Raw genomic sequence first — 22,846 nt, 5'->3', positions numbered from 1 at the left:
GAGGCTCCTTTCTGAGCCTGAGCATACCCCCTCAGCCGTTTACTTCTACCCCTGTCCAGTTTTTGGGGTCCACTTCAATGCTGGAGCACGAGGAGGCGCCATTAAATAGCGGAACAGGAATGCCCCTGGTTAAAGCTCTCCTTAACCTTAATGAATTCATAGATGAAAAACAAAACAATCCTATAGTTGAGGTGGTAGTTATTTCAAGAAATAGTCCGGAAACGGGTTATAGAGTTCTGAAGGAAATTAGAAGGAGAGGTTTGGATATAACAAGGTCCGCAGTTTACTGCGGGGGAAAATAGCTCAGATTACTTGGAAGCTTTTTATGTAGATTTATTTTTAACAACAAGTGAAAGGGATGCGCAAAGAGTTATTGATAGCGGGGTATCCGCTGCGGCCCTAGTCAAAGAGCCTCCCAAGGATAGTGAAAGTCTAACGGAGCAGCAGGTCAGGTTTGCTTTTGATGCAGACGCAGTAATTTTCGGAGATGAAAGTGAATTGATTAATAAGACTAAAGGTATTTCAGCCTTTTGGTCAGAAGAGGATAATAAACAGGATATGCCTTTGCCTGAAGGCCCTCATGCAAATCTTCTTAGAAAATTATCTAAAATGCAGGAGCGCTTACCTGGAAATGTGGATTTTTCCCCCGTGCGTATTTCTATAATAACGGCAAGAAATAGTCCAGCGGAGATGAGAGTTATAAAAACCTTACGTTCTTGGGATGTATATGTTGATCAAGCATTTTTCTTGGGGGGATTACAAAAAAGCCGGTTTCTGAAGGCATATAAGCCGCATATATTTTTCGATGACCAAGACTCCCATTTGGAACCAGCTGCAGGTGATGTTCCTAGCGCAAAAGTATTGTACCCAACAAACTCCAAACTAAGGAAGTTTCATGAAGCGGGTAAAGAAAACGAAACGGGAGAGCCTAGGCTAGAGGAGGAAAGGGGATAATTAGAAAACTCTATAGGACACCCGGTTTGATTTGGAGGGTGGCCCCCAAGGTCAAAATGCCTAAAAGGGATCGTTTAATATATGTCAGATTTTAAAGAATTTGAAGATTTGACGGCTGAGATTTTCAAAATTCTTATTAAGAATCCAGAATATGAAAAAGTTGAAAAGAATGTTTACGTGCAAGGTCATGACGGAAAGCGAGAAGTGGATGTGCTGGTCACTGGATCAATAGGGCCTGTTGAGGTGGTGACTATTGTAGAGTGTAAAGATTATAACAAAAAGGTTACGGTTACTGAGTTCGATGCCCTATCCTCAAAAATGCAAGATATAAAAGCCCATAAGGCAGTTCTGGTCGCCAGAAAGGGTTTTTCTAATACTGCCCAAAAAAAGGCAAAAAGGCTTGGGATTGATTTGTGCACTGCACATGCCGCTAGGACCTACAAATGGCCTGTTAAGTTAGATATCCCTATCGTTATTGAAGAGGTGGAGTTGTTAGGGTTGAGTATGATGTTTGGAATGCATTTGGAGGAAGGGGGAAAATTTGAAAAAAATGCATTAGTTAATGATATTGATATTTCAGAACTTTTTAAGGGTAAGTGGAACAATAATGAGATTGAATTAGAGGATGAGGTGGATAAAATAGAATGGCGGCCGGACGATATAGAAGGATCTTATTTTAAGAGGGATATTAATGGCAGTAAGGTTTATTTGCAGGACTTTTATATATCTGCCGAATTGCATAGAAGCTATTATTTGGCAGGGACTGCCAAGCTAGAGGGGACTAAAGAGCTAGATTTTGTTATGGAGGGAAAGCGTACCATCCTTCTAAATCCTGAAGATTTTTCTGGCTACAAGGAAAAGTTCCCAAGTTACAGTAAAAAATCTGAGCTTCCTGATATTCCGTATAATTTTATTCAGGCAAAAGTAAGACCTAATGTGCATATTGGGAAATTTGAATATTTTATAACTGATGAGGGGGGTAACCCCTTCAATTCAAGAGAATTGCAGGTTCCTCCGGATGCTGAGGAGGTTCACCTAAGGGTAAAAATTCGGCCTTCTACTGGTAGAATTATCGTATGGGGGGATATTAATAAAGATCCTATTGAATTTTCAGGACCTCAGTCTGAGGGTGTTATCCCATTAAGTGGCCCTGATATTACTTGGAAAAACTTAGAATATGTGGAAAATGTAGAAATATATACCTTGGGCTGGAAGGATAGTCGTGGAAGGTAAAACAGAAAATTGGTAATTAGGTAAGGGACGCCCACCTAGATTCAGGGAAAAGCCCCCTGCTTTCTTTCCTCGTTGCAAGAAACTAAATGGGACACCCACTTTGATTACCTTGATTGCCCTCCGAGCTGGCGGCTGAAATTCGGAAATCAGCCTAGAAACAGTTCCGGAGCCCTAGAAACAGTTCCGGAGCCAAGGTCCAGTCCGGGAAGGCGGTTTGTAGCCGCTTATCAAAGGTGACCACTTGGGTCCCTTCGCGCTGGGCGGCGGCAATGAAAAGGGTGTCGTAGGCAGGGTGGTCGGCGTCGATCGCCAGGCTCAGGGCCTGGCTCCAGAGGTGGGTAGTGGGGTGGGAGCGATTGATCAGTACCTCGGCGTCCGTAAGGAGGGCGTGCCCGGTCTCTCTGGAGATTTCCTTGGCCCGGGTCCATTGCCACACTACATTCGCCAGCTCCGCATAGCAGGAGTCCGGCACCACGATGGGATCTGCTGCCTCAAGAGCTGCGAGGGCGGTCTCCCGGTGGGTGGATACCCCCAGCAAGGCATAGGCGAACACCATGGTGTCCACGACCAGGGGTTTGCTCAAGGCCGCCCTTCCTCACGCCAACGGGCCACTTCGTCCGGATCGGTCTGAGGGAGCTCTTCCCATCGCTCGCGCATCCGACTCAAGACCTCCCCCTTGGGCGCGTAGCGCTGCTCCAGCAGTTCGCGGACTTCCTGTTCCATGGATCGGTTATGGGCCTCGGCTGCCTCCTTGAGGCGGTCTACCAGCTCCTCGGGGAGGTTGCGGATCGTGATGGCACCCATGGCGGAATCTCCTTTTTTGATGCTAGCAATTTGCTAGCATGCCATCGGCCAATCGGGAGGGCAATATGAAGGTATGGTGAAGGTATGGGAGGTATGGGACACCCACCTTGACCTAACCTAAGGGACACCCACTTTCCTTACTTTCCTACTGGGCGCCTCCTTTGGCTACGGCCTTCGCTTTCCCTCAACGGCACCGGTACCTTCCGCTCCAATCTCGACCTGATAAACGTTCTAGTTCCTCCCCGCTATGGTGTGCGACGCTTCCCCGGGCGATAATCCAACCAGGACCGGACGGGTTTCTGGTGACTGTTCTGTACGGCCATAGGGCCTGCCATGAAAATTGAAGAGATCCTCGAAGAGGCCGCCTCGCTTCCGGTTGAAGAGCGGGCCCAGGTGGTGGACTCCCTCCTGCGCAGCCTCAACCCACCGGAGGCGGAAATCGACCGGAAATGGGCCGAGGAGGCCCGGCGTCGCCTGGAGGAGGTCCGTTCAGGGGCCGCGGAGGGCGTTTCAGACCAGGTAAGGGACACCCACTTTCCTAAGTGGCCGCCCCGTAGTTCCTGGTTTTAAGATTGGTTCATTCCCGCACTCACGGGGAACGCAGACGCACGGTGCTTCCTCATGGGAGGGAGGTGGTCAGTAAACGATTCGGGATCCGATGAACACGGAGATCCCCAATCCGATCAGGACCATGGTGAGGATCCGACCCAGACGCTCCCGCGTCCTCGATCGGAACTGGGCGAGATGGGCTTTTCGGGCCTCTTTCCCTGTCCGGATGCGATATTCGAGGGCCTCCCACTTCGCCCGCAGACCTACAGGTACCGGCTCCACAAGCGGATCGGGGCCCAGGTTCTCCAGCATTTCCCGGACCTGCACCACGCCTTCGGGGTGCCCCTTCGGGAAAGCCGCCCGGTCGGAGAACACCACCAGGCCATGTACCGGCGTGTCGGGAAGGGAGGTCTCCAGGGCCTTGATGTGGCCATAGTTCTGGCGGAGGGGATTGTGGAACTGGTAGCGGCGCCCGCTGATCTTCTGGGTCCACTGCTTTCCCGGGGCTTGCCGAAGATTTCCCCTCCGTAGTTCTTCGTCTCCACCACCCAGATCCCGGAAGGCAGCAGGGCCAGATGGTCCACTTGGGTCAAGCCACCCCTGCCGTCCGGAAGAAGCACGTCGTTGCGGACATCGGCGGCGAACCGTGCCAGGCGTTTGGCCACTCCCTTCTCGCCCGCGTGCCCCTTAAGGTCCTTCAGCCAGGAGCGCAACAGCAGCGACACCCCGGGAACAATGAGCACGGCGGGGAATATCCATTGGAAGACGAAGCCGTAGAATTTGGCCATCTGCGCTTGGAATATCTGCGCGGGATCCATGTGCCCCCCTTCTTCGAAAAACCCACTGGCACAACCGGATTCGTCAGGTAGCCCCTTTATTTTCAGCTATCTAGCGACGTTCTCGTTCCTAGATCTTTCCAGGCCGAAAAGCCCCTGTCCAGGGGGAACCCCAAGGTAGGATAGATATGGGCCACCCACTTTGATTGCCCTCAGGTAGCCTCCCTGGTAAGTTCTCAATATGTTCTTATTAGGAGGGCTTCCCCATGACCCAGCCCCGCTCCGCCCTGGTTTCTGTCTCCGATACCCCCTGGTACCACTGTGTCTCCCGCTGCGTGCGCCGGGCCTTCCTGTGTGGGGAGGACCGATTTACTGGTGTGAACTATGAGCACCGGCGCGGCTGGATCGCCGACCGCTTGCAGCAGCTTGCCTCTGTCTTCGCGGTGGATGTGGCGGGCTACGCGGTGATGAACAACCATTTCCACGTGGTGGTCCGGATCGATGCGGAGCGGGCAGAAAATTGGACCGTGGACGAGGTGCTGGCCCGCTGGACCGCCCTGTACTCCGGGCCGCTATTGGTTCGGCGGTACCTGGCGGAAGGGCGCCAGGGGCTCGATGAAGGGGAGGTCCTGGCCGTGACCCAGTGGGCCGAGCAGTACCGCGCCCGGCTGCAGGACTTGTCCTGGTTCATGCGCACCCTGAACGAGGGCATCGCTCGCCAGGCCAATGCCGAGGACGGCGTCCGGGGGCGGTTCTGGGAGGGACGGTTCAAGAGCCAGGCCCTACTGGACGAGCAGGCGCTGATCGCGGCCCTGGCCTACGTGGACCTGAATCCCATTCGGGCGGGAATTGCCGAGACACCGGAGGAGTCGGATTACACGTCCATCCAGCAGCGACTAGGACGGGAACCGGAGCGGGTGGACGGTCCGGTGGCCGAGGCAGGGGCGGAGGACTCCGAGGAGGGGACGGCTGCCTTGCCCAAGGCACCGCTCATGCCCTTCGATGCGACAGGGCATTTGGACTGGGCCATCCCCTATGCCTTTGACGACTATCTGGAACTGGTGGACTGGCTGGGGCGGGCGGTGCATCCGGCCAAGCGGGGGCGCATTCCGCCAGGAAAGCCCAAAATCCTGGACCGCCTCGGCATGGATGCCGAGGCCCTGGCTGCCGAGTCCGACCGGCTCTTGCGGGCCTTCGGCTCGGCGGTGGGCGCGCCCGCCTCGCTTACGGTCGCCCGGTCTCGGCGCCAGCGCGCCTACCTCCGGGGCCTTCGGGCGGCGGAGCGGCTGTTCTCCGCGGCGGCTTAGCGGCGGAGGCAGTAAGGGGGAATAAGATTTTCGTCTTGGTCCGGCTCCCCCAACTAACCTGAAAAATCCCCCAGATGCCGTATGGCGCCCAGGTTGGCTGCCTCCGGGCCGGCCTTGCGAAAGTAGGCAGTATCGGCGGTAATCAATTCGGCCTCATGCTCCAGGGCGACGGCGTGGTAGAGGGTGTCGAACAGGTGATGCTCCAGGTGAGCGGCGAGGTCGGCGGCGCGGAAGTATAGGTCGGGGGAGTCCGGGATCTCCGGTTCCAGGGCGTAGAAGAAGCCGATAGCTTGTTCCCGGCGCTCCGGTTCCGGCGCCTTGCGGGCCAGGACGGCGCTTACCTCCGCCAGCCAGTGGGGCGGCTGAATCAGGGTGATCTCCCCGGAGCCGACACGGTGCAGGAGGGTTAGGGCCGCATCCTCCAGTTCTTCCGCTCCGTCGGGGAAGATCCACTTCAGGGCGACGCTGGCATCCACTACCAGGTGCGTCACGGCCGGCCTTCTTTCCGGGCCTCCCGAATTTCCTCCTCGGTCAGTCCCGGCATCTCTTCCCGGAGCCGCAGCAGGCCTTCTATAGCCGTCTGCCGGCGCTCCTGCCGGCGCCGCTCTTCCACAGCTTCCTGCATCAGACGCGCGATAACCGCGCTCTTGTTCTCTCCGGCGAAGGCCTCGTTGAATTCATTCCGGATCTCATCCGGTACCGAGTAGTTGACCGTAGCCATAGCCGAGACTCCCGAAGCGGATTTCTTTTGTTGAATATTTCAACAAAATAGGATGCCAGAAAGGCCGGGCAGTTCCCAGTTAGGAATTGGGCCGGAGCAAAAGAGCAAAAGGGACACCCACTTTCTTGCTTGTCCTCAGGCAGCCTCCCTGGGCCTCCCCTCCTCGGTGCTGGTTGCCATTTCCGGCACACTCCCCGATCCCGCAGCTCTGCTCTGGCCGAGCTTCTTGCCCATTCGGACAGCTCTTCCTTTGCGCACTTGCGGACAGGGCCGGACCGAGCTACGGTCAATAGCCGTATAACGCACAGGGTTTCCAAGGCCATTAAAGAGGACAGCGTCCTGGTGGTAGCCGGGACCCGCCGGGCGGGTGAACAGCACCTGCCCTGCGGGAGCGCGCATCGGAGTGTCTGGGAGGGGGCAGCCACATTCCGCGATTAAGACACCAGTGGATTGAGGGTGGGTATGGTTGGTGGAGTGGGCGCATGAGCTGGCAGGGGTTCTGGGCGGCGGTCGCGCTGGTGGTGCTTACCATGGTCGCGGGACCGGCTGCTGCGGCCGGGGGGGAGCGGGTGACGGTGGGGGCCGAGACGCGCCAGCCGATTGATGCTGCCGCCAGCCTGCATCGCCATGACGGGGCGCCCCTTACCCTGGAGGCGGTGCGCGCGGTCCATGGCGAAGGCGGCTTCCGCTCCCTGGCGGGGGAGGGGGCCCGCGCCACCAACTTCGGCCTGACCCGGGACGAGATCTGGCTGCGGCTGCCGCTGTCCACAAAGGCCGATCTTACCGGGCGCTGGCTGCTGGAGGTGGGGCATGCCTCCCTGGATCGGGTGGACCTCTATCTGGCTTCCGATGGGGGCGGGTGGCGGGCCCACCATTCCGGCGATCAGCTCCCCTTCCGCGACCGCCCCATTCCCCATCGCAACCACGTTTTCGACCTCGACCTGGAACCGGCGACGGACTACACCCTCTACCTGAGGGTGGCATCGGAGGGGACGCTCACGGCGCCGCTGACCATCTGGCGGGCCGATGCCCTCTGGGCGCACGATCTGCGGGCGTACGCGGCATTGGGCCTCTACTATGGCATCCTGCTTGCCCTGCTCATCTACAACCTGTTCCTCTACCTCTCCCTTCGCGATCCGCTCTACCTCAACTACGTCGCCTTTATCGCCACCCTGGCTATCGGCCAGGCTGGGCTGGCCGGGTTCACGGGGCAGTTCCTCTGGCCCGAAAACCCCTGGCTAACCAACCTGACGCCCACCGGCGGTGTCTCCCTGGCGGGCTTCTTCGGCGCGCTCTTCGTGCGGCGTTTCCTGGGCGATACGCCGTCCCGGGTGCGGCTGGGCTGGCTCATGCCGCTGGTGGCCGCCGGCTATGCCGCCATTTTCCTCTGCGTGGTGCTGTGGTCCTACCACCTGGCGGCGCTTTCCGTGAACCTCCTTTCCCTGGTTTTCGCCGCCGGGGCGCTGGGCTTGGGGGCGGTCAGTCTCTATCAGCGGCAGCCCGGGGCGCGCTTCTTCGTGCTGGCCTGGGTGGCGCTGCTGACCGGGGTGGTCATCATCTCTCTCCACAATCTGGGCGTGCTGCCCTCCAACGTCGTCACGGCCAATGCCCTGCTCATTGGCTCGGCCATGGAAATGTTGCTGCTTTCCCTGGCCCTGGCCGACCGCATTCAGACCCTGCAGCAGTCCCGGGACGAGGCGCAGGAGCAGGCCCTTCGCACCCGTCAGGAGAAGGTGGAGGCCTTGCGGGAGAGCGAGCGCCAGCTGGAGCAGCGGGTGGCAGAGCGCACGCATGACCTGGAGCGGGCCAATCAGGACCTCATGGAGAGCCAGGCGCAGCTGGAGTATCAGGCCGGCCACGACCCCCTGACCGGCCTCGTCAATCGCAACGTCTTCGATGAAAACTTGGAGGCCGCCATGGCCCGGGGCGACCGCCATGGTCACGGCTTGGCCCTGGTGGTGGGCGACCTGGATCGCTTCAAGCCCATCAATGACAGCCTCGGCCATGCCGCCGGCGATCAGGTTCTGGTGCAGGTGGCCGATCGCCTGCGCGGCAGTGTGCGGCAGTCGGATACCGTCGGACGTCTGGGAGGGGACGAGTTCGTCATCCTGCTGGAGGAGGTGGGCGGCACCGATAATGTCGAGACGGTCGTGGAGAAGATCAATGAGGAGGTGGCCCGGTCCATCCGGCTGGAGGACGGTCGGGTGGTCCATGTGGGGCTGAGCCTGGGCTGGGCCCGCTACCCAGCGGATGCCGGCGATGAAAAGACCCTGTTCCGGGTGGCCGATCGCGCTATGTATTCCCGGAAGACGGCTGCGGAGGACTCCCGGGAGGATGCATCCTGAGTCGTGGCCATTGCGAAGCTAGGGGGCACCCATTTTATTCCAGAAAGGGGAAGGTTCGGCCCCTTTCTGGAAATTATTCTTGATTATCAGCAGGTAATATCGTAAAAACAGATATTGACAAAATCCAAAAAAGGTGCCCAATGGAGAAATATGGAATGTGAATTGCAGGTTATGCCCGCCCGCCCTGAGGGCTCGCCGGATATAACCTCCTGAAGCAGAGGAGGTCCCCCATGCCCATTGATTTCACCCTGACGCCAGAACAGGAGCAAATCCAAAAGACTACCCGGGATTTCGCCCGGAACACCCTCAAGCCAATCGTGGAGGAGGCCTGGCAAGAACCCGATCCGCAAAAGGCCTTTGTGATGACCAAGCCCGCCTATGAAGAAGCCTACAAGGCGGGTTTCGCCATGTGCTTCCTCCCCGAGGAATACGGCGGTTCGGGCCTGAGCAACGTGGATTACCTGATCGCTGCGGAGGAGATATCCACCGTGGACCCGGGCTTTGCCACCACCCTCCTGGTGAATGGACTGGCCCTGCTGCCCATCCTCTGGTTCGGCACCGAAGAGCAGAAGGAAAAATGGCTGAAAATGGCGACCAGCGGCGAGAAGAGCTCCTGGCTCGCCGGCTGGGCGGTCAGCGAGCCTCCGGGTGCTCCCGGGGGTACCGCCAATTTCGACCACCCGGGCAAGCACCCCGTAGGCATCCAGACGGTCGCCGAACATGATCCGGCCAACGGCGAGTACGTGATCAACGGCGAGAAGTATTGGCCAACCAATTGCGGCGGCTGGGACCTGCAGGGCGCGGATGTGATCGTTGCCATTGTCCGGGTGGACAAGTCCAAGGGAGGGAGCGAAGGACTCGGTGTCGCCATCATCCCCCGCGGGACCGAGGGGCTGCGCTTCCGCCAGCCGCTTCGGACCGTCGGCCAATTCCTCGACCAGAACAACTGGTTCGAGATCCACAACGCCAGGATCCCGGAGGAAAACGTGTTCGCCGTCGGCGACGGCGACCTGGTGATACAAAAGGCTTTCACCTGGTCCGGACCGGCGGCCGGTGCCTCGGCGGTGGGCAATGCCCGCGCCGCCTACGAATGGGCACTCGACTGGTGCAAGACCTACACCGCGGGCAGCGACAAGCCCATTATCAATTATCAGAACGTGGGCTACCTGCTGACGGATATCGCCACCAAGATCGAAGCGGCACGTTATCTCTCCTGGAAGGGCGCCCACTATTTGGACACCCATGAGGGCGAAGGCCATGCCCTAGGGGCGATGGCCAAGATCTACGCCGGCGAGGTGCTTAAGGAGGCCGTTTGGCAGTGCATGCAAGTGGTTGGAATTAACTCCGTTGACCTTGCCAATCCCCTGGAAAAGCACATGCGGGAGAGCTTGATCTTCCCCTTGTACGATACGGGGAACATGGGAATGCAACGGCGCAAGGTCTGGGGTGTGATCGCGGATGAGAATTACGACTCCACCACCTTCATGAACAACAAGCCCCTGCGGTACAAGAAGTCCATGGAAGGCTATGGCGCCGTGGCCGGGAAAGGCGTGGAATAACCCCCGAAGCTGGCCTTCCAACGAAGATGAAGATAAAGCAGGGCGGATGCTCGGGGGCGGCGGCAGGAAGAGGCGGGGATGCGCTCGCTTGGGGCGGCCCATGCGGCCGCCCCGGTTTCTTCCGAGCGGAGAACGCCGCAGGCCCTTGATCGGGCAGCCGGAGAGGAGTCCACTGTGGAAGAGTCCCTGCCACTTGCCCCCGGCACCGCACCATGAGCGACCTGTAAGAGGGGTCAGGTCTTGTCTTTTGCCTAAAAGGGTTGGATTGACGCCAGAAGGAGCACCGCATAGGACGCCCTTTTTGTTCGGGGGCCAGATGGTGGCTTGCTTTCCCTTACCCGAGCTCTAGCAGGATCCGGCACTCTGACGACGACGACTGGCCCAATAGGAAACCCCGCTGACGGCCAGGAGTAGCCACAGGGTCTTGGCGTTGGGGACCGGGGCAACCTTTTGAATAAGAGATCATCTCCCGCGGGGCTAACTTGGACTGCCCGGGGTGAGCCCCCGAGCCCATGTTGGTAAAGGATCCGTCCGCCACATCGTCTCTGGTGTCCTGAAGCCAGGGTCCCCAGTCCGGGGATCCGTAGACATTGGGGGCCACATCGTAATGGAGGCCAACACCGGGAGCGCCGCTACTTGCTTGCATAGCGCGCTCCTTGCAGCAGGAAAATCGGTTGCCTCCCGGGTTGTGTCCCCGCAAGCGTTATGCCAGACCCGGACAAGTGGGGGCTCGGACAGACCAAGCGAAGGTGTGAAGAATTTCGGCGGTCCGTGTTGTAAAGGATTTCTACACTGGCTCAGAGCGCTATGCTCCGCAGGGGAGGGGGGCTGGCCGGCCCCACGGGGCTTGCGGTCCCGGATTGTCCTGGATTGGACCTTCGTTGGCAGGGCCAGCAGACAGGCTGGATCCTGTAAAGATTTTCGACAGGGAGTTACCGCGGCGCCGGGGCCGGTTGCAGCGCCCAATTCGGTACACCAGCAGTATGCCCGCCCCCGCCCCGGCCCCCGCCCCCGCCCCGGCCACGGGCAGGCCCAGAAGGCCCTACGGGACAGAAGGCCCTACGGGACACCCACTTTGATTGCCCGCAATCGGGCAGCGAATAGCACAGCGGCGGGAAGCTCGCTTCAGGACGATTGCGCCAGTTAGCGCAAGGGCGGGAAACAAAGACCCCGCCAGGGGAGAGGTGGGGGGAACAACCTGGCGGGGCGGTCTACACACACCAAGGAGAGTGCCTTGCGATCCACAAGACAGAGGCAGCCTATCCCTAGGCCAAGGCCGCCTCAATACAACTATAGGGGGTCGACAGCCTATCTTGTTCGGGAGGCGACAGTGCCCCAAGGTAAAAGCCCGATGCCGGGCTTCCACTGGTCCAAGCGGGTCAACAAGGCAAAAGGCACCCCAGCTTGATTCACAGCAGCTCCTCCTGAATGGCATCGATGCCGGCGGTTGCGCACTGGTCGTCGATCCCGCCGCTTGGTGCTCCGGAGACGCCGATGCCGGCGGCGATCCGGCCATTGACCATGATCTGCTTGCCGCCGCCCAGGATGGTTACGTTGGGCAGGTTCTGGATACCGTAGCCGGACTTGCCGGGCTCGGTTATGTCCCGCAGCTCCAGCGTGTCCGTGCGGAAGCTGACGGCGGTCCAGGCCTTGCTGATGGCGGTGTCGACGGTGTGCGGGCCGGCGTAGCGGTCGCGCATGAGGGCCTGGGTGTTGCCGCCCTCGTCCACCACCGCGGCGGTAACCTGGGTCTCCTGTTCGCGACAGGCCTTCACGGCCGCTTTGACCGCCTTCATGGCGACTTCGGGAACCAGGCTCGGGTTGTTGAAGGTGGCTTCCTCGGCCTGTACCGGCGTGGCGGTGAGCGCCAGCACGGCGCTTCCCAGCAGGGTGCTTATGGCTGCCTTCATGGGATTCCCTCCTGATCAGGTGGTCTTATCCCATCCCTAGTAGCCGTGGCGATACCCCGCAACGTCCGGGCGATCCCGGTATCCTTCCCGCCGGCTCCGGACTGGATGGTTGATTTCCGCGTCCGGACAAGTTTTCCTTGCGCAATCGGATCCAACCACGGAGGACGCCATGTTCCGGAAGCTGTTTGCGCTGTTGCTCGCGGGCGCCCTGGCCGCTCCGGCAGCGGCCGTCGCCGAGTCCGCCCAGGCGCCCTGGGGTAAGGCTTCGGCCAAGGACATTGACTACAGCCGGCAGGAGGTGGTGTTCGATGTGGCCGTGGACAGCGTCGAGCGCCTGAGCTCCGTGCTCGACCGCGCCAGCTACATCAGCAAGCTCAATGGCGCCAACCCCTTCGACACCTCGGTGGTGCTGGTCCTGCACGGCAACGAGATCCCGTTTTTCGCCATTGAGAATTTTCAAAAGCACAAGGACCTGATGAAAAGGGCGAACAGCCTGACCATGAACGGGGTCATTGAATTCCGCATGTGCGAGCAAGCGGCCAGCTTCCACGGTTACAAGCCCGGAGACATCCACGGCTTCGTTACGCTGGTGCCCATGGCCGAGGCGGAGATCATCCGCTATCAGCAGAAGGGCTACGCCTACCTCAAGTACAAGTGAGGTAGGCGCCTTCCGCCCCCATTCGATTATTCGCCCTTGACCGGCGGGCCGGAGGGATTTATTCCGACGGTTTGGACGCCGTAGCCGGGCGCCGAGCCCCGATCCGGTAGACCAGCATCACCCCGGCCCCGGCCACCGCCAGACCGAGCACATCCGTGGCGATCAGGCCGTCACCGAAGGCCGCCCACGCCATGAGCATGGTCACCGGCGGGCTGAGGTAGAACAGGCTCGCTACCCGGGTCGCCTCGTCCCGGGCCAGCAGGCGCCACATGGCCCAGTAGGCCCCCAGCGAGACGGCCACGATCAGCCAGCCCATGGTCGCCAGGAAGGGCGGCGCCCACTGGACGGCGAAGCCCTCCAGCCACCAGGCCGGCAGCATCAGGGCCAGGGCGGTGGCGACGCTCTGGTAGAACAGGGTGGTGTCCAGGGGAAGAGAGGCGCTGGTGCCCGCCTGCGCCCAGCGGCGCTGCAGGAGGCTGGCGATGGTAATGCCCACCACGGAGCCGAAGGGGATCAGGTAGCCCAGCGCCGGGGTGGCGGCGTCCTGGGACAGGCGCGCACCCACGGCGATGACCACGCCGGTGAAGCCCAAGACCAGGCCGAGCCATTGGCGGGCATCGGTGCGCTCGCCGAGCACGGGGCCGGACAGGGCCCCGGTCAGTAGCGGCTGGAGGGCCGTGACCAGGGCCACGATGCCCGCCGGGACCGCCATGTCCAGCGCCACCAGTACGCAGGCGAGCCAGACCCCGTGGGCCAGCACGCCCACCAGCGCCGTATGCCCAACCGCCCGGTTCCCGGGCCAGCTCAGCCGCCCGTTCGCGGCCAGCCATAGCCCCAGCAGACCCGCCAGGGCGACATAGCGCCAGAACAGCAGGCTCCATGGGCCGGTATAGGGAAGGCCATATTCGGCCCCGATAAAGCCGGAGTTCCAGAGCAGGACGAACAGCAGCTCGAGGCCGAGGATTCGGCCCAGGTAGGAAGACATGGTGGTCCTTGGGGTTAGGTGGGTGGCCAGACCCGGCGGCCCGGGCCGATAGGCCCGAGACTGTAACGTGGCCGCCTTCCGGGCACAAATGGGCGCTGCTCGCCCATGCCCTTCTGGGACAGGCGACCGAATGCGCTATTGCATCGGGGGAGCAGGATGAAAGGAAGGGCAGGGCGTACCCCCTGCCCTTCGCATGGAGGGGGTCAGCCGCCGACCTTGCCGCGGATATAGTCGATGACGGCGCCGTGCTCTTCCTGCGGGCTGAACATGACGACGTCGGTGTCCTCTTCCGCCCGGACGCTGTGGCCGGGGCGCCAATAGAAGAGGTCGCCGGTCCGCGAGGTCTCTTCCTCGCCGTCCGTATACAGGGCGGTAATGGCACCCTTTACCACATAGCCCCAGTGCGGGGATTGGCAAGTATCGTCTTCCAGCCCGTGGAGCAGCTCGGTGATGTCGGTCCCGGCGCCGAAGGAGAAGTATTCCGCCCCCATCTTTCCGTAGCCCGTGACGTCACCGAACTCGGTCTGTTGCCGGGCGACTGCTCCGGGCGCATCGATTCGTACCGGAACGTCTTCCTTTGCGATATGCATGATCTTTCCTCCCCGCCCTTTGTTTACGTTTCTGCCCGCTCCCGATGGGCTTCGCTGCGTGCGTCGCCAAACGGTTTTCCCAATGTATACGGGTGGGCCCACGTGCCGAATATGGATCGATACCCGTCGGACCGCGGGTTTTCCCCATAGGGTGTTGGGTCGCAAGTGGCGGAACTACCTGATAGCGCCAGCCGACGGGTCCTGCCTCCCAACCAGGGAATTACGCCGAGAGCCCTTGACCGGAGCGCTCCGGCGGGCGTGCACTGTTGGGAAGACCCGGGCTGGCCGCGAAGGGTCTTGAGTGGCCGCCCACTCCCATCCCAGCGGGTCCCATTCCCACAACGCCCCATGAGCGACCTGACCGCCCCCGAGATTCACGCACTTCACGAGGCGCTGGACGACGAGTACCGCGCCTGGGCTACCTACGACCAGGTGCTGGACGATTTCGGTCCCGTGCGGCCGTTCAGCAAGATCCGCGAGGCGGAGGCGCGCCATATCGAGGCGCTGTGCACGCTGTTCGCCCGCTACGACCTGCCCATCCCCGACAACCCCTGGCCGGGCAAGGTGGACCGCTATGACAGCCTGCGGGATGCCTGCAAGGCGGGCGTCGGCGCGGAAATTGCCAACGGCAGGCTGTATGACCGACTGCTGCACGCGACCGCCCGGGAGGACATCCTGGCCGTGTTCCGCAATCTCCAGGAGGCCTCCCAACAACGCCACCTGCCGGCATTCCAGCGTTGCGCCCAAGGTTCCGTCGGGGGACGGGGTGGGGCGGGTCGCCATCGGGGCGGTAGGGAGCGGGCATGAGCACTACCAAAGCTGGGATCACAAATTTGAAGCTGGGGGTCAGGTCTTGCTTTTTGCCTAATGGAGCCTCCCGGCTTTCCATGTGGTTTAAGGCCTCCGGGCGGCCGGGGGCGCGTCTCCGAAGGGGGCACACGCTATGCGGGCCGCTCCGCCACCAGCTGGATCACGGCGCCATCGCCGTGGTGGTATTTGCCCTCCATGACGGGCCGCACCTTTTCCTCCAGGTGCAGTATCGCGGCCCCGGCGAAGTCCTCCTCCAGAGCCGCGCGGCTGTATAGCATTTCCTCCACGGGCGGACCGCCGGTGCGGTAGGCGAGCTGGTCGGGGGTATAGGCCTCCAGCAGCAGCCGGCCGCCCGGGCGCAGGGCCCCGAGCATGGCGCGGTGCACGTACTGCCGGTGTCCGGGCGGTAGGTGGCAGAACACGGCGACCACGCCGTCGAAGGTGTCCTCCGGCCAGTCCCAGTCGGTGAGGTCGGTGTGTACGGTCTCGATGGCCACGCCGCGCTCCGCGGCCAGGGTCCGTGCCTTCTCCAGGCCCACGCTGGAGAAATCCACCGCGGTGGGCCGATAGCCCCGCTCCGCAAGCCAGACGCTGTTGCGCCCCTCGCCGTCGGCGGGCAGCAGGAGCCGCCCCCGGGGCGGAAGGTAAGCGGCGTTCTCCACCAGGAAGTCATTGGGCGCGGTCCCGTAGGCGAATTCGCGCGCCTGGTAACGCTCGTCCCAAAAGCTCGTCGACACGGGAGTGGGCTCCTTTCCGTTGGTTTCGGCCGGGCTCGGCCTAGGCGGGGTGTCCTCGACGGGGGTGCGGAAGGTGCGGGTGGGCCGGACAACCCGGGAAATGACGTTGGACTGCTCCCAGATGGGGACCGTTCCGGCCGACCCGCTTTCAATTAACCAGGTATTCGATTAGCCGGCGCACCCGCGCCGGAACGTGGCGGCGGCTGGGGTGGACGGCCCAGACGGGGACGTCGGCCACGGTGAAGTCAGCCAAAACCTCGACCAGCTCGCCCTGCTCCAGGGCCTCGTGCACCAGGGTCAGGGGCTGATAGAGCAGACCCAGGCCTTGGCGGCCCGCCTCCAGCAGGGCGGCGCCGTTGTCGCTGTGCCAACGGCCGTTTACGCGGACCTGCCAGGTCTGGCCATTGGTCCGGAAGGGCCAGCGGTCGCTGCAGCCAACGAGGCAGTCGTGGTCGCTGAGCTGGTCCGGATGCTCGGGGGCGGGTCGGGCGCGGAGGTAGTCCGGGCTGGCGCACAGGGCCAGCCGGCGCTCGAAGAGCTTGCGGGCCACCAGGGAGCTGTCCTCCAGTTGGCATTGGCGGACGGCGAGGTCCAGGGGCTCCGACACCAGGTCCACTACCCGGGACGAGACCTCCCAGTCGATGGTCACCTCGGGGTGCTCCGCCGAGAACCGGGCCAGGCGGGGCGCCATATAGTCGACCATGTAGCCGCCGGGGGAGGCGAGCCGGATGGGTCCGGAAAGCTCGGAAGCGTGGTCGCCGATCTCTTCGGTGAGGGCGCGTAGCTCCGTGGTCAGGGGGCTAACCTGTTGATAGAAACGCTCGCCTTCGGGGGTAAGGCTATGCCGCCGGGTGGAGCGCTCCAAAAGGCGGACGCCCAGCCGGTCCTCCAGCCGCTCTAGCTGGCGGCTTACGCGAGCCACGGAGACCCCGAGACGCTCGGCCGCCGCGGTCATGGAGCCCTCGTCCACGATGGCCACGAATTCCTCGATGCCTTGCAGTAGGGCCATTTTTGCAAACCCGAAAAGAAATTTTTAATAAATGTCTATTGTTGCATAAATGGTGGGTGCTTAGGATGGCGTCCGTTGAACGGTCCATCCATTCGACCAGGAGCAATCCATGAGCCAGGCAAAGCGCATCCTGATAATTTGCACCAGCACTGACCATATGGTCCCGGGCGCCCGCACCGGCGTCTGGCTGGACGAATTCGCCGTACCTTATGAGATCTTTTCCGAGGCCGGGGCCGAGATCACCGTAGCCAGCCCCGAGGGCGGCGACGTGCCCATCGAGCCGCGCAGCCTGCCGTCAACCGATACCAGCCGCCACGGCGACGCCATCCAGGCGCTGCTCGGTACCCGTAAGGTGCGCGATCTGCGCGCGGAGGATTTCGACGCGGTGTTCGCCCCCGGCGGCCACGGTCCGATGTACGACCTGGCCACCGACGAGGCTTCCGCGGCCATGATCTCGGCGCTGGCCCAAGGCGGTGGCCAGGTAGCGGCGGTATGCCACGGTCCGGCCGCTCTGATCGGGGCCACCGATTCCTCCGGACAGCCCCTCGTGGCGGGCCGGCAGGTGGCCGGGTTCACCAACACCGAGGAGCAGCAGACCGGATTGGCGGATATCCTGCCCTTCTTGCTGGAGGACAAGCTCCGCGAACTGGGCGGTGACTACAGTGGCGTCGAGGCATGGCAGGAGCACGTGGTCACTGACGGCAATCTGATCACGGGACAGAATCCCACCTCCAGCGCGACGGTTGCCCGGACGCTGTTGGAGGCCCTGGGGTAGGACCGCCACGGCCGCCCAGACCACAAAGGGACGGCAAGCCCGGGCGGAGCCTTGCCGGGCTCCATCCGGGGCCCAGGGGCCGTTTTAAGTGGGGTCAGGTCTTGCTTTTTGCTGGCTGCCTTCCGGAAAATCCTGGATGTACCCGTCCGGATTCCGGCCCCTCCGGCTTTCCGTATTGACGCCATGGGCGGGAAACGGCTCCCGTAAGGGAAGGGCAGGTGGCATGCTGCCCTCCCGTCCGGAGTAACCATGGAGGCCCGGCAATGACTTACCGGCTTTATTACTGGCCCACGATCCAGGGGCGCGGCGAGCTCGTGCGGCTTGCCCTGGAGGCGGTCGGGGCGGAATACGAGGATGTGGGGCGGACCCCGGAGGGCCCGAATTTCGGCGCGGTATCGAGCATCCTGTGGGGGGAGCAGCCCGGGCCGCCGGCGTTCGCGCCGCCCGTGCTGGATGTGGACGGCCACTTGATCGCCCAGACCGCGAATATCCTGCTCTATCTCGGCGGCAAGCACGGCCTGGCGCCGGAAGGGGAGCTGGACCGGCTCTGGGTGAATCAGCTGCAGCTTACCATCGCCGATTTCGTGGGCGAGATTCACGACACCCACCATCCGGTGGGCGTACAGCTTTACTACGAGGACCAGAAGGAGGAGGCGCTCAATAAGGCCCAGGGCTTCCGGGAATACCGGCTCCCGAAGTTCCTCGGCTACTTCGAGCGTGTCCTGGCCGACAACGCCGATGCCGGCTGGCTCGCCGGGACGGCGTGCACCTACGCGGACCTGTCGATGTTCCAGGTGGTGGCGGGGCTGCGCTACGCCTTCCCCAACGCCATGGCCCGGGCGGAATACAGCACGCCGCGCGTGACCCTGCTGCATCAGCGCGTGCGGGACCTGCCTCGAATCAGCGCCTACCTGGATTCCGAGCGGCGCATCCCCTTCAACGAGGACGGCATCTTCCGGCATTACCCCGAGCTGGACGAGTGACCCTCCCCGGAGCCGGGCAGGGGGGCCTCTTCCCGCTCCAGGGCCCGGATGACCTTCCCCAGAAGGCGGTGCAGCTCCGCGGCCTCTTCCCCCGAAAGCGTCCGCGAAGCCCGGGCGTTCACGGCTCGCGCCTCGGCGGTGAGCGGTTCCTCCAGTTCGCGGCCGCGCCCGGTGGGATAGATCCGGGTGCTCCGCTGGTCATTGGCGTCCCGCCGGCGCGTGACGAGGCCGTCGCGCTCCATGCGGCGCAGGGTGTTGTTGGTGGTGGCCGGCTCGATGTCCAGGCGCCGGGACAGCTCCGCCTGGCTGATTCCTTCCTCCTCCCACAGGGCCAGTAGCAGCGGGAACTGGCCGATGGTGACGCCGTGCCGCCGGATGCGGCGGGACAGGCGGTCGGCGAACAGCCGGGCCACGTGGTTGATGATGTAGCCCAGGGAGTCCCAGCGCGCCAGGCTCATCCCGCGACCCGCCCGTGCAGGCGCCGGCCGGCGCGGACGTTGGCGGCCAGCAGCAGGAAGTTGGTGGCCCCGGCCACCAGCTCCAGGGCCTGGACGGCGACGAACGGAGTGCCGAAGGAGCCGGCCCGGGCCAGGGCGTCCAGGTAGAAGGCGGCCGGCACCAGTATGAGGAGGCCGTTGGCGGCCGCCATCACTGCCCGGCGCAGCTTGGGGCGGACAACCTCCGGCGGGATGCCCCGCGCCAGACGGAAGCCGCTGGCATTGGTGGCGATGAGGGCGGGTACCAGGACCAGCAGGCCCCACAGGATCGCCCGCTTGACCGCGGCGATGGCGTCGGGCGAGCCGATGGCTTCCACCGTCACGGTGGAAAGCCAGAAGAGGGCGATGCTGGCCAGTGCGAGAGCGGCGGCGGTGCGGTGGAGGTTGAGCAGCATGGCGGTCCTCGAAGGTTAGCTTGCTAATATTTGTTAGCTTACTAAGTATTGAGCCGGCGTCAACGGGCATTCGGTCGCCGAATGCGGGGCGCGTCCGGACTTAAATTCTCCCGCACGCTTCCCGGAAAGCTTCCCCGTGCGGTACAAAAGCCCCTTGGGCATCTCCGGCCCCGGAACGGGCTTCCGGGGCGCTGTTCGGCAAGCCGCGAGGAGGGGAGGTTATTGCGCAGGGGAAACGGGGGATCCGTGCTTTCCGGATTCGTGCTGGGGCTCGCCTTCGTCCTGCTGCTGGTGGCGACCGGGGCGCTGCTGTTCATCGGCTACAACCAGCTGGGCATGAATCGCTACCAGGCGCGGATGCAGTTCTTCGACGAGGTCACCGCCTCCCGGTCGGCGCTCCGGGAAGAGCAGGACCGGATCCGGGAGAATGCCCGGTTCATCCTTTCCTTCCTGCAGCGCAAGAAGAGCACCTTCAACTGGTGCAACCAGCTGCACAGCTTCGACCAGCGCTGCTTCGACATCAAGGCGAAGCTGGTCTCCCGGGAGGAGGGGATCGCGGACGGCATCCGCTTCGTGGCCACCAAGTATTTCTTCATCCGGGCGCAGCTCGCCGCTTCCGCCGCCCGGCTGGACCTGAACGGCTGGGAGGAGCTGGTGGCCCGGGAGGGCGCGGTCCTGGAGTGGCGGGACAGCATGGAGAAGCGAGTGGCGCGCGTGAAAGAGGCCATCCAGGTCTGGGCGCGCAAGGGCGGGCGGCCCGAGCAGCGGGACGGGGAGCTGATCGAGTCCACGCGCGGCTTCGCCCGGGCGATCATTGCCAACCCGATCCCCTATTGGGACGCCCTGAACGCCCTGGGCCGGAGCAACAAGCGGGCGGCGAGCTCCCGGGTGATTCCGGGAACCGGTTAGGGGCGGTGTAGAGCAGCCAGGCGAAGGCCCGTTCCAGGAAGGCGTGCCCTCCGCTCGGGACCCATTGGCCGTCCGCCATTACCACCGGCTCCGGATCCCAGCGGAGCACGCACCTTATGGTGACGCGGGCGGAGGCCACTCCCCCAAGGGCACCTTCCGGGCAAGGGGTATCGGCAGCGGCGGGATCAGTCCGGGCCCGCATGCCCCGGAATCGGCCGGCCAGGCGCCTCCACGTACCGCCCGGGCGGCGCTAATTCCCGGAAAGCTCAAGGGTGCCCGCCAGGTAGGGCACCACGTGGCCGCCGATCCGGACCCGATCTCCGGCGAGCGCGCATGCCAGCTCGCCGCCCCGCGCCGAGAGCTGCTGCGCCCGGAACCGCTCCTTGCCCAGCCGTTCCGCCCAGAAAGGGGTCAGCATGCAGTGGGCGGAGCCGGTGACCGGGTCCTCGGCGATGCCGAAGTTCGGGGCGAAGAAACGGGAGACGAAATCCGCCTCGTCGCCCTCGGCGGTGACGATCACGCCCCGCCGGTCCAGGGCGCGCAGCCGGCCGATGTCCGGCGCCACGGTCCGTACGGCCGCCTCGTTCTCCAGGCGCACCAGCCAGTCGTCGCCCGCCGCCACCTCCACGATCGCGGCATCCAGCCCTTCCGTCAGGGGCGCGGGCGGCTCGGCCGGCTCGGCGGGCGCCACCGGAAAGTCCAACGTGAGCCTGCCGTCCGCTTCGCGGGTAACCGTCAGAGGACCGCTCACGGAGTCGAAGTGGAGGGCCGACGGCTTGGGCTCGCCGGCGCAGTGCTCCAGCCAGACCCAGGCGGCAGCCAGGGTGGCGTGCCCGCACAGGTGCACCTCGCGGTTGGGGGTGAACCAGCGGATGCCCAGCCGGCCGTTCCCTGGCACGACGAAGGCGGTCTCGGACAGGTTGTTCTCCGTGGCTATGGCCTGCATGGTCGCCTCCGAGGGCCACTCGGACAGCGGGCACACGGCCGCCGGGTTGCCGGTGAACAGGCGGTTCGCGAAGGCGTCGACCTGGTAGAGCGGAAGCTGCACGGTGGTTCTCCCGGAAAGTAGTGGCGGGCATCGGCCCGGGGCGGGCGGGGATCGTGGCTACCCCGGCACGTAGCATGGCCACAGGGTACCCGCCCCGTGGCCATGTTTCAGCGCTTCGCGGTGGTTACGGCGCGGATTCAGGAGCCCGTGCCGGGCTGGTGCAGCTCGACGACATTGCGGTCCGGATCCCGCACGAACAGGGAGAGGCCGCCCCCCAGTTCCACCGGGCCCTCGGACACCGCGATGCCCTGGGCCCGAAGGTCCTCCTGCACCTCCCGGGCATCGCTCACCCGCAGGGCGACGTGGGTGTAGCCGGCGGGCTTCTCCGGATAGTCCATGAGCGGGTTGGCCCGGAGGCTTTCGTCCCCGTTCAGGATGAGGTTGAGGTTCACGCCCGCGGGGTGCTCCATGATGGCCACCGGCTCGGGGCCCAGGGGACCGTCCAGGAAGACGAATCCCAGCTTCTCGTAGAAGCGCCGGGTGCGCGCCAGCTCCGTTACCCGCAGTCCGATGTGGTCCATGCCGACGATTGCGTGCATTGCGTGTCTCCTGAAGCTCGGTTCACGGATGCGGGGTCACGGGGTCCCGGCCTTGCGGGAGCCGGTCTCGGAGCCCCCGTGCAGCCGTTCCGCGATCCCGGCGACGTGTGCTCCCTGGAAGCGGGCGAGCGCCAGCTCCTTCTCCGTGGGCTGTCGGCTGCCGTCGCCGGCGATGGTGGCCGCGCCGTACGGGCTGCCGCCCTTGACCTCGGAGATGTCGGCGAGCTCGGGCGCCGCGTATGGAAGCCCCACGATGACCATCCCGTGGTGGGCGAGGGTGGGCCAGAAGGAGGTAATGGTGGTCTCGTTCCCGCCGCCGGAGCCCGTGGATGTGAAAACGCTGGCGACCTTGCCGGTCAGCGCGCCCGTAAACCACAGGCTCCCCGTCTGGTCCAGGAAGTTGCGCATCTGCCCGGCCATGTTCCCGAAGCGGGTGGGCGTGCCGAACAGGATGGCGTCGTAGTCCTGCAGCTCGGCGGGATCGGCGACCGGCGCGGACTGTTCCAGTTTGGCCCCGGCCTGGCGGGCGGCTTCCTCCGGCATGGTCTCGGGTACCCGTTTGGTATGGACATCGGCGCCCGGCACCTGCCCGGCCCCCTCGGCGATGGTCCGGGCCAGGGTCTCGACGTGTCCGTACATGGAATAGTAAAGCACCAGAATGCGGCTCATTTCGCGCTCCTCGGGTTGTTCTTGTCTCAGTTCCGGCCGGGCGGGTAGTTCCCGGCCAGTGGCAATAATCGATACCCTAGGGGT

Annotated in this window: 25 protein-coding genes and 2 pseudogenes; 11 read left to right on the top strand and 16 right to left on the bottom strand. The window is 63.2% G+C overall.

Features of this window, described 5'->3' with window-relative positions:
- Positions 1-77: 77 nt before the first annotated feature.
- Positions 78-954: pseudogene (locus ACERLL_RS17055) on the top strand (5'-nucleotidase).
- Positions 955-1,035: 81 nt separating this feature from the next.
- Positions 1,036-2,187, top strand: a complete 1,152-nt coding sequence (locus tag ACERLL_RS17050; RefSeq protein ID WP_373657307.1) for a restriction endonuclease — start codon at positions 1,036-1,038, stop codon at positions 2,185-2,187.
- Between the two features lie 151 nt (positions 2,188-2,338).
- On the opposite strand, the gene ACERLL_RS17045 is transcribed toward ACERLL_RS17050, so the two are convergent.
- Both ACERLL_RS17045 and ACERLL_RS17040 read right to left on the bottom strand, forming a co-directional pair.
- Positions 2,339-2,770: a type II toxin-antitoxin system VapC family toxin gene (locus ACERLL_RS17045; RefSeq protein WP_373657306.1), complete on the bottom strand. Its 432-nt coding sequence runs from the start codon at positions 2,768-2,770 to the stop codon at positions 2,339-2,341.
- On the bottom strand, positions 2,767-2,991 hold the full coding sequence (locus ACERLL_RS17040) for a FitA-like ribbon-helix-helix domain-containing protein (RefSeq protein WP_373657305.1): 225 nt from the start codon (positions 2,989-2,991) through the stop codon (positions 2,767-2,769). Before ACERLL_RS17040 ends, ACERLL_RS17045 begins: the two co-directional genes overlap by 4 nt.
- Before the next feature lie 333 nt (positions 2,992-3,324).
- Between ACERLL_RS17040 and ACERLL_RS17035 the strand changes: the two genes are divergently transcribed.
- The gene (locus tag ACERLL_RS17035) at positions 3,325-3,561 is read left to right on the top strand and encodes an addiction module protein (protein ID WP_373657304.1); all 237 of its coding nucleotides are present in this window, start codon (positions 3,325-3,327) and stop codon (positions 3,559-3,561) included.
- 66 nt (positions 3,562-3,627) lie between these two features.
- Here ACERLL_RS17035 and ACERLL_RS17030 read toward each other — a convergent pair whose 3' ends face one another.
- Complete coding sequence (locus ACERLL_RS17030) at positions 3,628-3,918, bottom strand: hypothetical protein (protein WP_373657308.1); 291 nt, start codon at positions 3,916-3,918, stop codon at positions 3,628-3,630.
- Positions 3,919-3,966: 48 nt separating this feature from the next.
- Positions 3,967-4,328: pseudogene (locus tag ACERLL_RS17025) on the bottom strand (nuclease-related domain-containing protein); the annotation flags it as partial.
- A 254-nt stretch (positions 4,329-4,582) separates the two neighbouring features.
- Between ACERLL_RS17025 and ACERLL_RS17020 the strand changes: the two are divergent.
- Positions 4,583-5,623 (top strand): transposase, encoded by a 1,041-nt coding sequence (locus ACERLL_RS17020; RefSeq protein ID WP_373657303.1) that lies wholly within the window; start codon positions 4,583-4,585, stop codon positions 5,621-5,623.
- A 53-nt stretch (positions 5,624-5,676) separates the two neighbouring features.
- Here the strand turns inward: ACERLL_RS17020 and ACERLL_RS17015 are convergent, their stop codons facing one another.
- Together ACERLL_RS17015 and ACERLL_RS17010 are read right to left on the bottom strand one after the other, a co-directional pair.
- Positions 5,677-6,114: a type II toxin-antitoxin system VapC family toxin gene (locus ACERLL_RS17015; RefSeq protein WP_373657302.1), complete on the bottom strand. Its 438-nt coding sequence runs from the start codon at positions 6,112-6,114 to the stop codon at positions 5,677-5,679.
- Positions 6,111-6,344: a hypothetical protein gene (locus ACERLL_RS17010; RefSeq protein ID WP_373657301.1), complete on the bottom strand. Its 234-nt coding sequence runs from the start codon at positions 6,342-6,344 to the stop codon at positions 6,111-6,113. The genes ACERLL_RS17015 and ACERLL_RS17010 overlap by 4 nt, the downstream gene beginning before the upstream one ends.
- Positions 6,345-6,826: 482 nt before the next feature.
- Here ACERLL_RS17010 and ACERLL_RS17005 point away from each other — a divergent pair, with 482 nt between their 5' ends.
- Both ACERLL_RS17005 and ACERLL_RS17000 read left to right on the top strand, forming a co-directional pair.
- Positions 6,827-8,689 (top strand): 7TM diverse intracellular signaling domain-containing protein, encoded by a 1,863-nt coding sequence (locus ACERLL_RS17005; protein ID WP_373657300.1) that lies wholly within the window; start codon positions 6,827-6,829, stop codon positions 8,687-8,689.
- 230 nt (positions 8,690-8,919) lie between these two features.
- The gene (locus tag ACERLL_RS17000; protein ID WP_373657299.1) at positions 8,920-10,248 is read left to right on the top strand and encodes an acyl-CoA dehydrogenase family protein; all 1,329 of its coding nucleotides are present in this window, start codon (positions 8,920-8,922) and stop codon (positions 10,246-10,248) included.
- 1,409 nt (positions 10,249-11,657) lie between these two features.
- Here ACERLL_RS17000 and ACERLL_RS16995 read toward each other — a convergent pair.
- Positions 11,658-12,158, bottom strand: a complete 501-nt coding sequence (locus ACERLL_RS16995) for a GlcG/HbpS family heme-binding protein (RefSeq protein WP_373657298.1) — start codon at positions 12,156-12,158, stop codon at positions 11,658-11,660.
- A gap of 169 nt (positions 12,159-12,327) precedes the next feature.
- On the opposite strand from ACERLL_RS16995, the gene ACERLL_RS16990 reads away from it, so the two are divergent.
- Entirely contained in the window at positions 12,328-12,816 is a 489-nt protein-coding gene (locus ACERLL_RS16990) for a DsrE family protein (RefSeq protein ID WP_373657297.1), read from the top strand.
- A gap of 58 nt (positions 12,817-12,874) precedes the next feature.
- Here ACERLL_RS16990 and ACERLL_RS16985 read toward each other — a convergent pair whose 3' ends face one another.
- Positions 12,875-13,801, bottom strand: a complete 927-nt coding sequence (locus ACERLL_RS16985) for a DMT family transporter (protein ID WP_373657296.1) — start codon at positions 13,799-13,801, stop codon at positions 12,875-12,877.
- Positions 13,802-14,004: 203 nt separating this feature from the next.
- Positions 14,005-14,391 carry a cupin domain-containing protein gene (locus tag ACERLL_RS16980; RefSeq protein WP_373657295.1) on the bottom strand — a complete coding sequence of 129 codons (387 nt, stop codon included), beginning with the start codon at positions 14,389-14,391 and terminating at the stop codon, positions 14,005-14,007.
- 348 nt (positions 14,392-14,739) lie between these two features.
- Here ACERLL_RS16980 and ACERLL_RS16975 point away from each other — a divergent pair, with 348 nt between their 5' ends.
- The gene (locus ACERLL_RS16975) at positions 14,740-15,198 is read left to right on the top strand and encodes a ferritin-like domain-containing protein (protein ID WP_373657294.1); all 459 of its coding nucleotides are present in this window, start codon (positions 14,740-14,742) and stop codon (positions 15,196-15,198) included.
- 134 nt (positions 15,199-15,332) lie between these two features.
- Here ACERLL_RS16975 and ACERLL_RS16970 read toward each other — a convergent pair whose 3' ends face one another.
- Positions 15,333-15,938, bottom strand: a complete 606-nt coding sequence (locus ACERLL_RS16970) for a class I SAM-dependent methyltransferase (protein ID WP_373657293.1) — start codon at positions 15,936-15,938, stop codon at positions 15,333-15,335.
- A gap of 148 nt (positions 15,939-16,086) precedes the next feature.
- Positions 16,087-16,947, bottom strand: a complete 861-nt coding sequence (locus ACERLL_RS16965; protein WP_373657292.1) for a LysR family transcriptional regulator — start codon at positions 16,945-16,947, stop codon at positions 16,087-16,089.
- Positions 16,948-17,056: 109 nt separating this feature from the next.
- Between ACERLL_RS16965 and ACERLL_RS16960 the strand changes: the two genes are divergently transcribed.
- Together ACERLL_RS16960 and ACERLL_RS16955 are read left to right on the top strand one after the other, a co-directional pair.
- Positions 17,057-17,722, top strand: a complete 666-nt coding sequence (locus ACERLL_RS16960) for a type 1 glutamine amidotransferase domain-containing protein (protein ID WP_373657291.1) — start codon at positions 17,057-17,059, stop codon at positions 17,720-17,722.
- Between the two features lie 263 nt (positions 17,723-17,985).
- The gene (locus tag ACERLL_RS16955) at positions 17,986-18,705 is read left to right on the top strand and encodes a glutathione S-transferase (RefSeq protein WP_373657290.1); all 720 of its coding nucleotides are present in this window, start codon (positions 17,986-17,988) and stop codon (positions 18,703-18,705) included.
- Here the strand turns inward: ACERLL_RS16955 and ACERLL_RS16950 are convergent.
- Positions 18,684-19,163 carry a MarR family winged helix-turn-helix transcriptional regulator gene (locus ACERLL_RS16950; protein ID WP_373657289.1) on the bottom strand — a complete coding sequence of 160 codons (480 nt, stop codon included), beginning with the start codon at positions 19,161-19,163 and terminating at the stop codon, positions 18,684-18,686. The two genes, ACERLL_RS16955 and ACERLL_RS16950, sit on opposite strands and share 22 nt — an antisense overlap.
- On the bottom strand, positions 19,160-19,597 hold the full coding sequence (locus ACERLL_RS16945; RefSeq protein WP_373657288.1) for a hypothetical protein: 438 nt from the start codon (positions 19,595-19,597) through the stop codon (positions 19,160-19,162). Before ACERLL_RS16945 ends, ACERLL_RS16950 begins: the two co-directional genes overlap by 4 nt.
- 222 nt (positions 19,598-19,819) lie before the next feature.
- Between ACERLL_RS16945 and ACERLL_RS16940 the strand changes: the two genes are divergently transcribed.
- Positions 19,820-20,506, top strand: coding sequence for a hypothetical protein (locus ACERLL_RS16940; protein WP_373657287.1), 687 nt, complete (start codon positions 19,820-19,822; stop codon positions 20,504-20,506).
- A 250-nt stretch (positions 20,507-20,756) separates the two neighbouring features.
- Here ACERLL_RS16940 and ACERLL_RS16935 read toward each other — a convergent pair whose 3' ends face one another.
- The 3 genes from ACERLL_RS16935 to wrbA form a co-directional block, all read right to left on the bottom strand.
- Positions 20,757-21,554 (bottom strand): PhzF family phenazine biosynthesis protein, encoded by a 798-nt coding sequence (locus tag ACERLL_RS16935; protein WP_373657286.1) that lies wholly within the window; start codon positions 21,552-21,554, stop codon positions 20,757-20,759.
- A 137-nt stretch (positions 21,555-21,691) separates the two neighbouring features.
- Positions 21,692-22,093 (bottom strand): VOC family protein, encoded by a 402-nt coding sequence (locus ACERLL_RS16930; RefSeq protein WP_373657285.1) that lies wholly within the window; start codon positions 22,091-22,093, stop codon positions 21,692-21,694.
- 36 nt (positions 22,094-22,129) lie between these two features.
- Positions 22,130-22,762 (bottom strand): NAD(P)H:quinone oxidoreductase, encoded by a 633-nt coding sequence (wrbA, locus tag ACERLL_RS16925; RefSeq protein ID WP_373657284.1) that lies wholly within the window; start codon positions 22,760-22,762, stop codon positions 22,130-22,132.
- Between the last annotated feature and the right edge of the window lie 84 nt (positions 22,763-22,846).

The sequence above is a fragment of the Thiohalorhabdus sp. Cl-TMA genome (assembly GCF_041821045.1).
Taxonomy (GTDB): Bacteria; Pseudomonadota; Gammaproteobacteria; order Thiohalorhabdales; family Thiohalorhabdaceae; genus Thiohalorhabdus; species Thiohalorhabdus methylotropha.
This window is presented reverse-complemented; position numbering and strand designations above follow the sequence as displayed.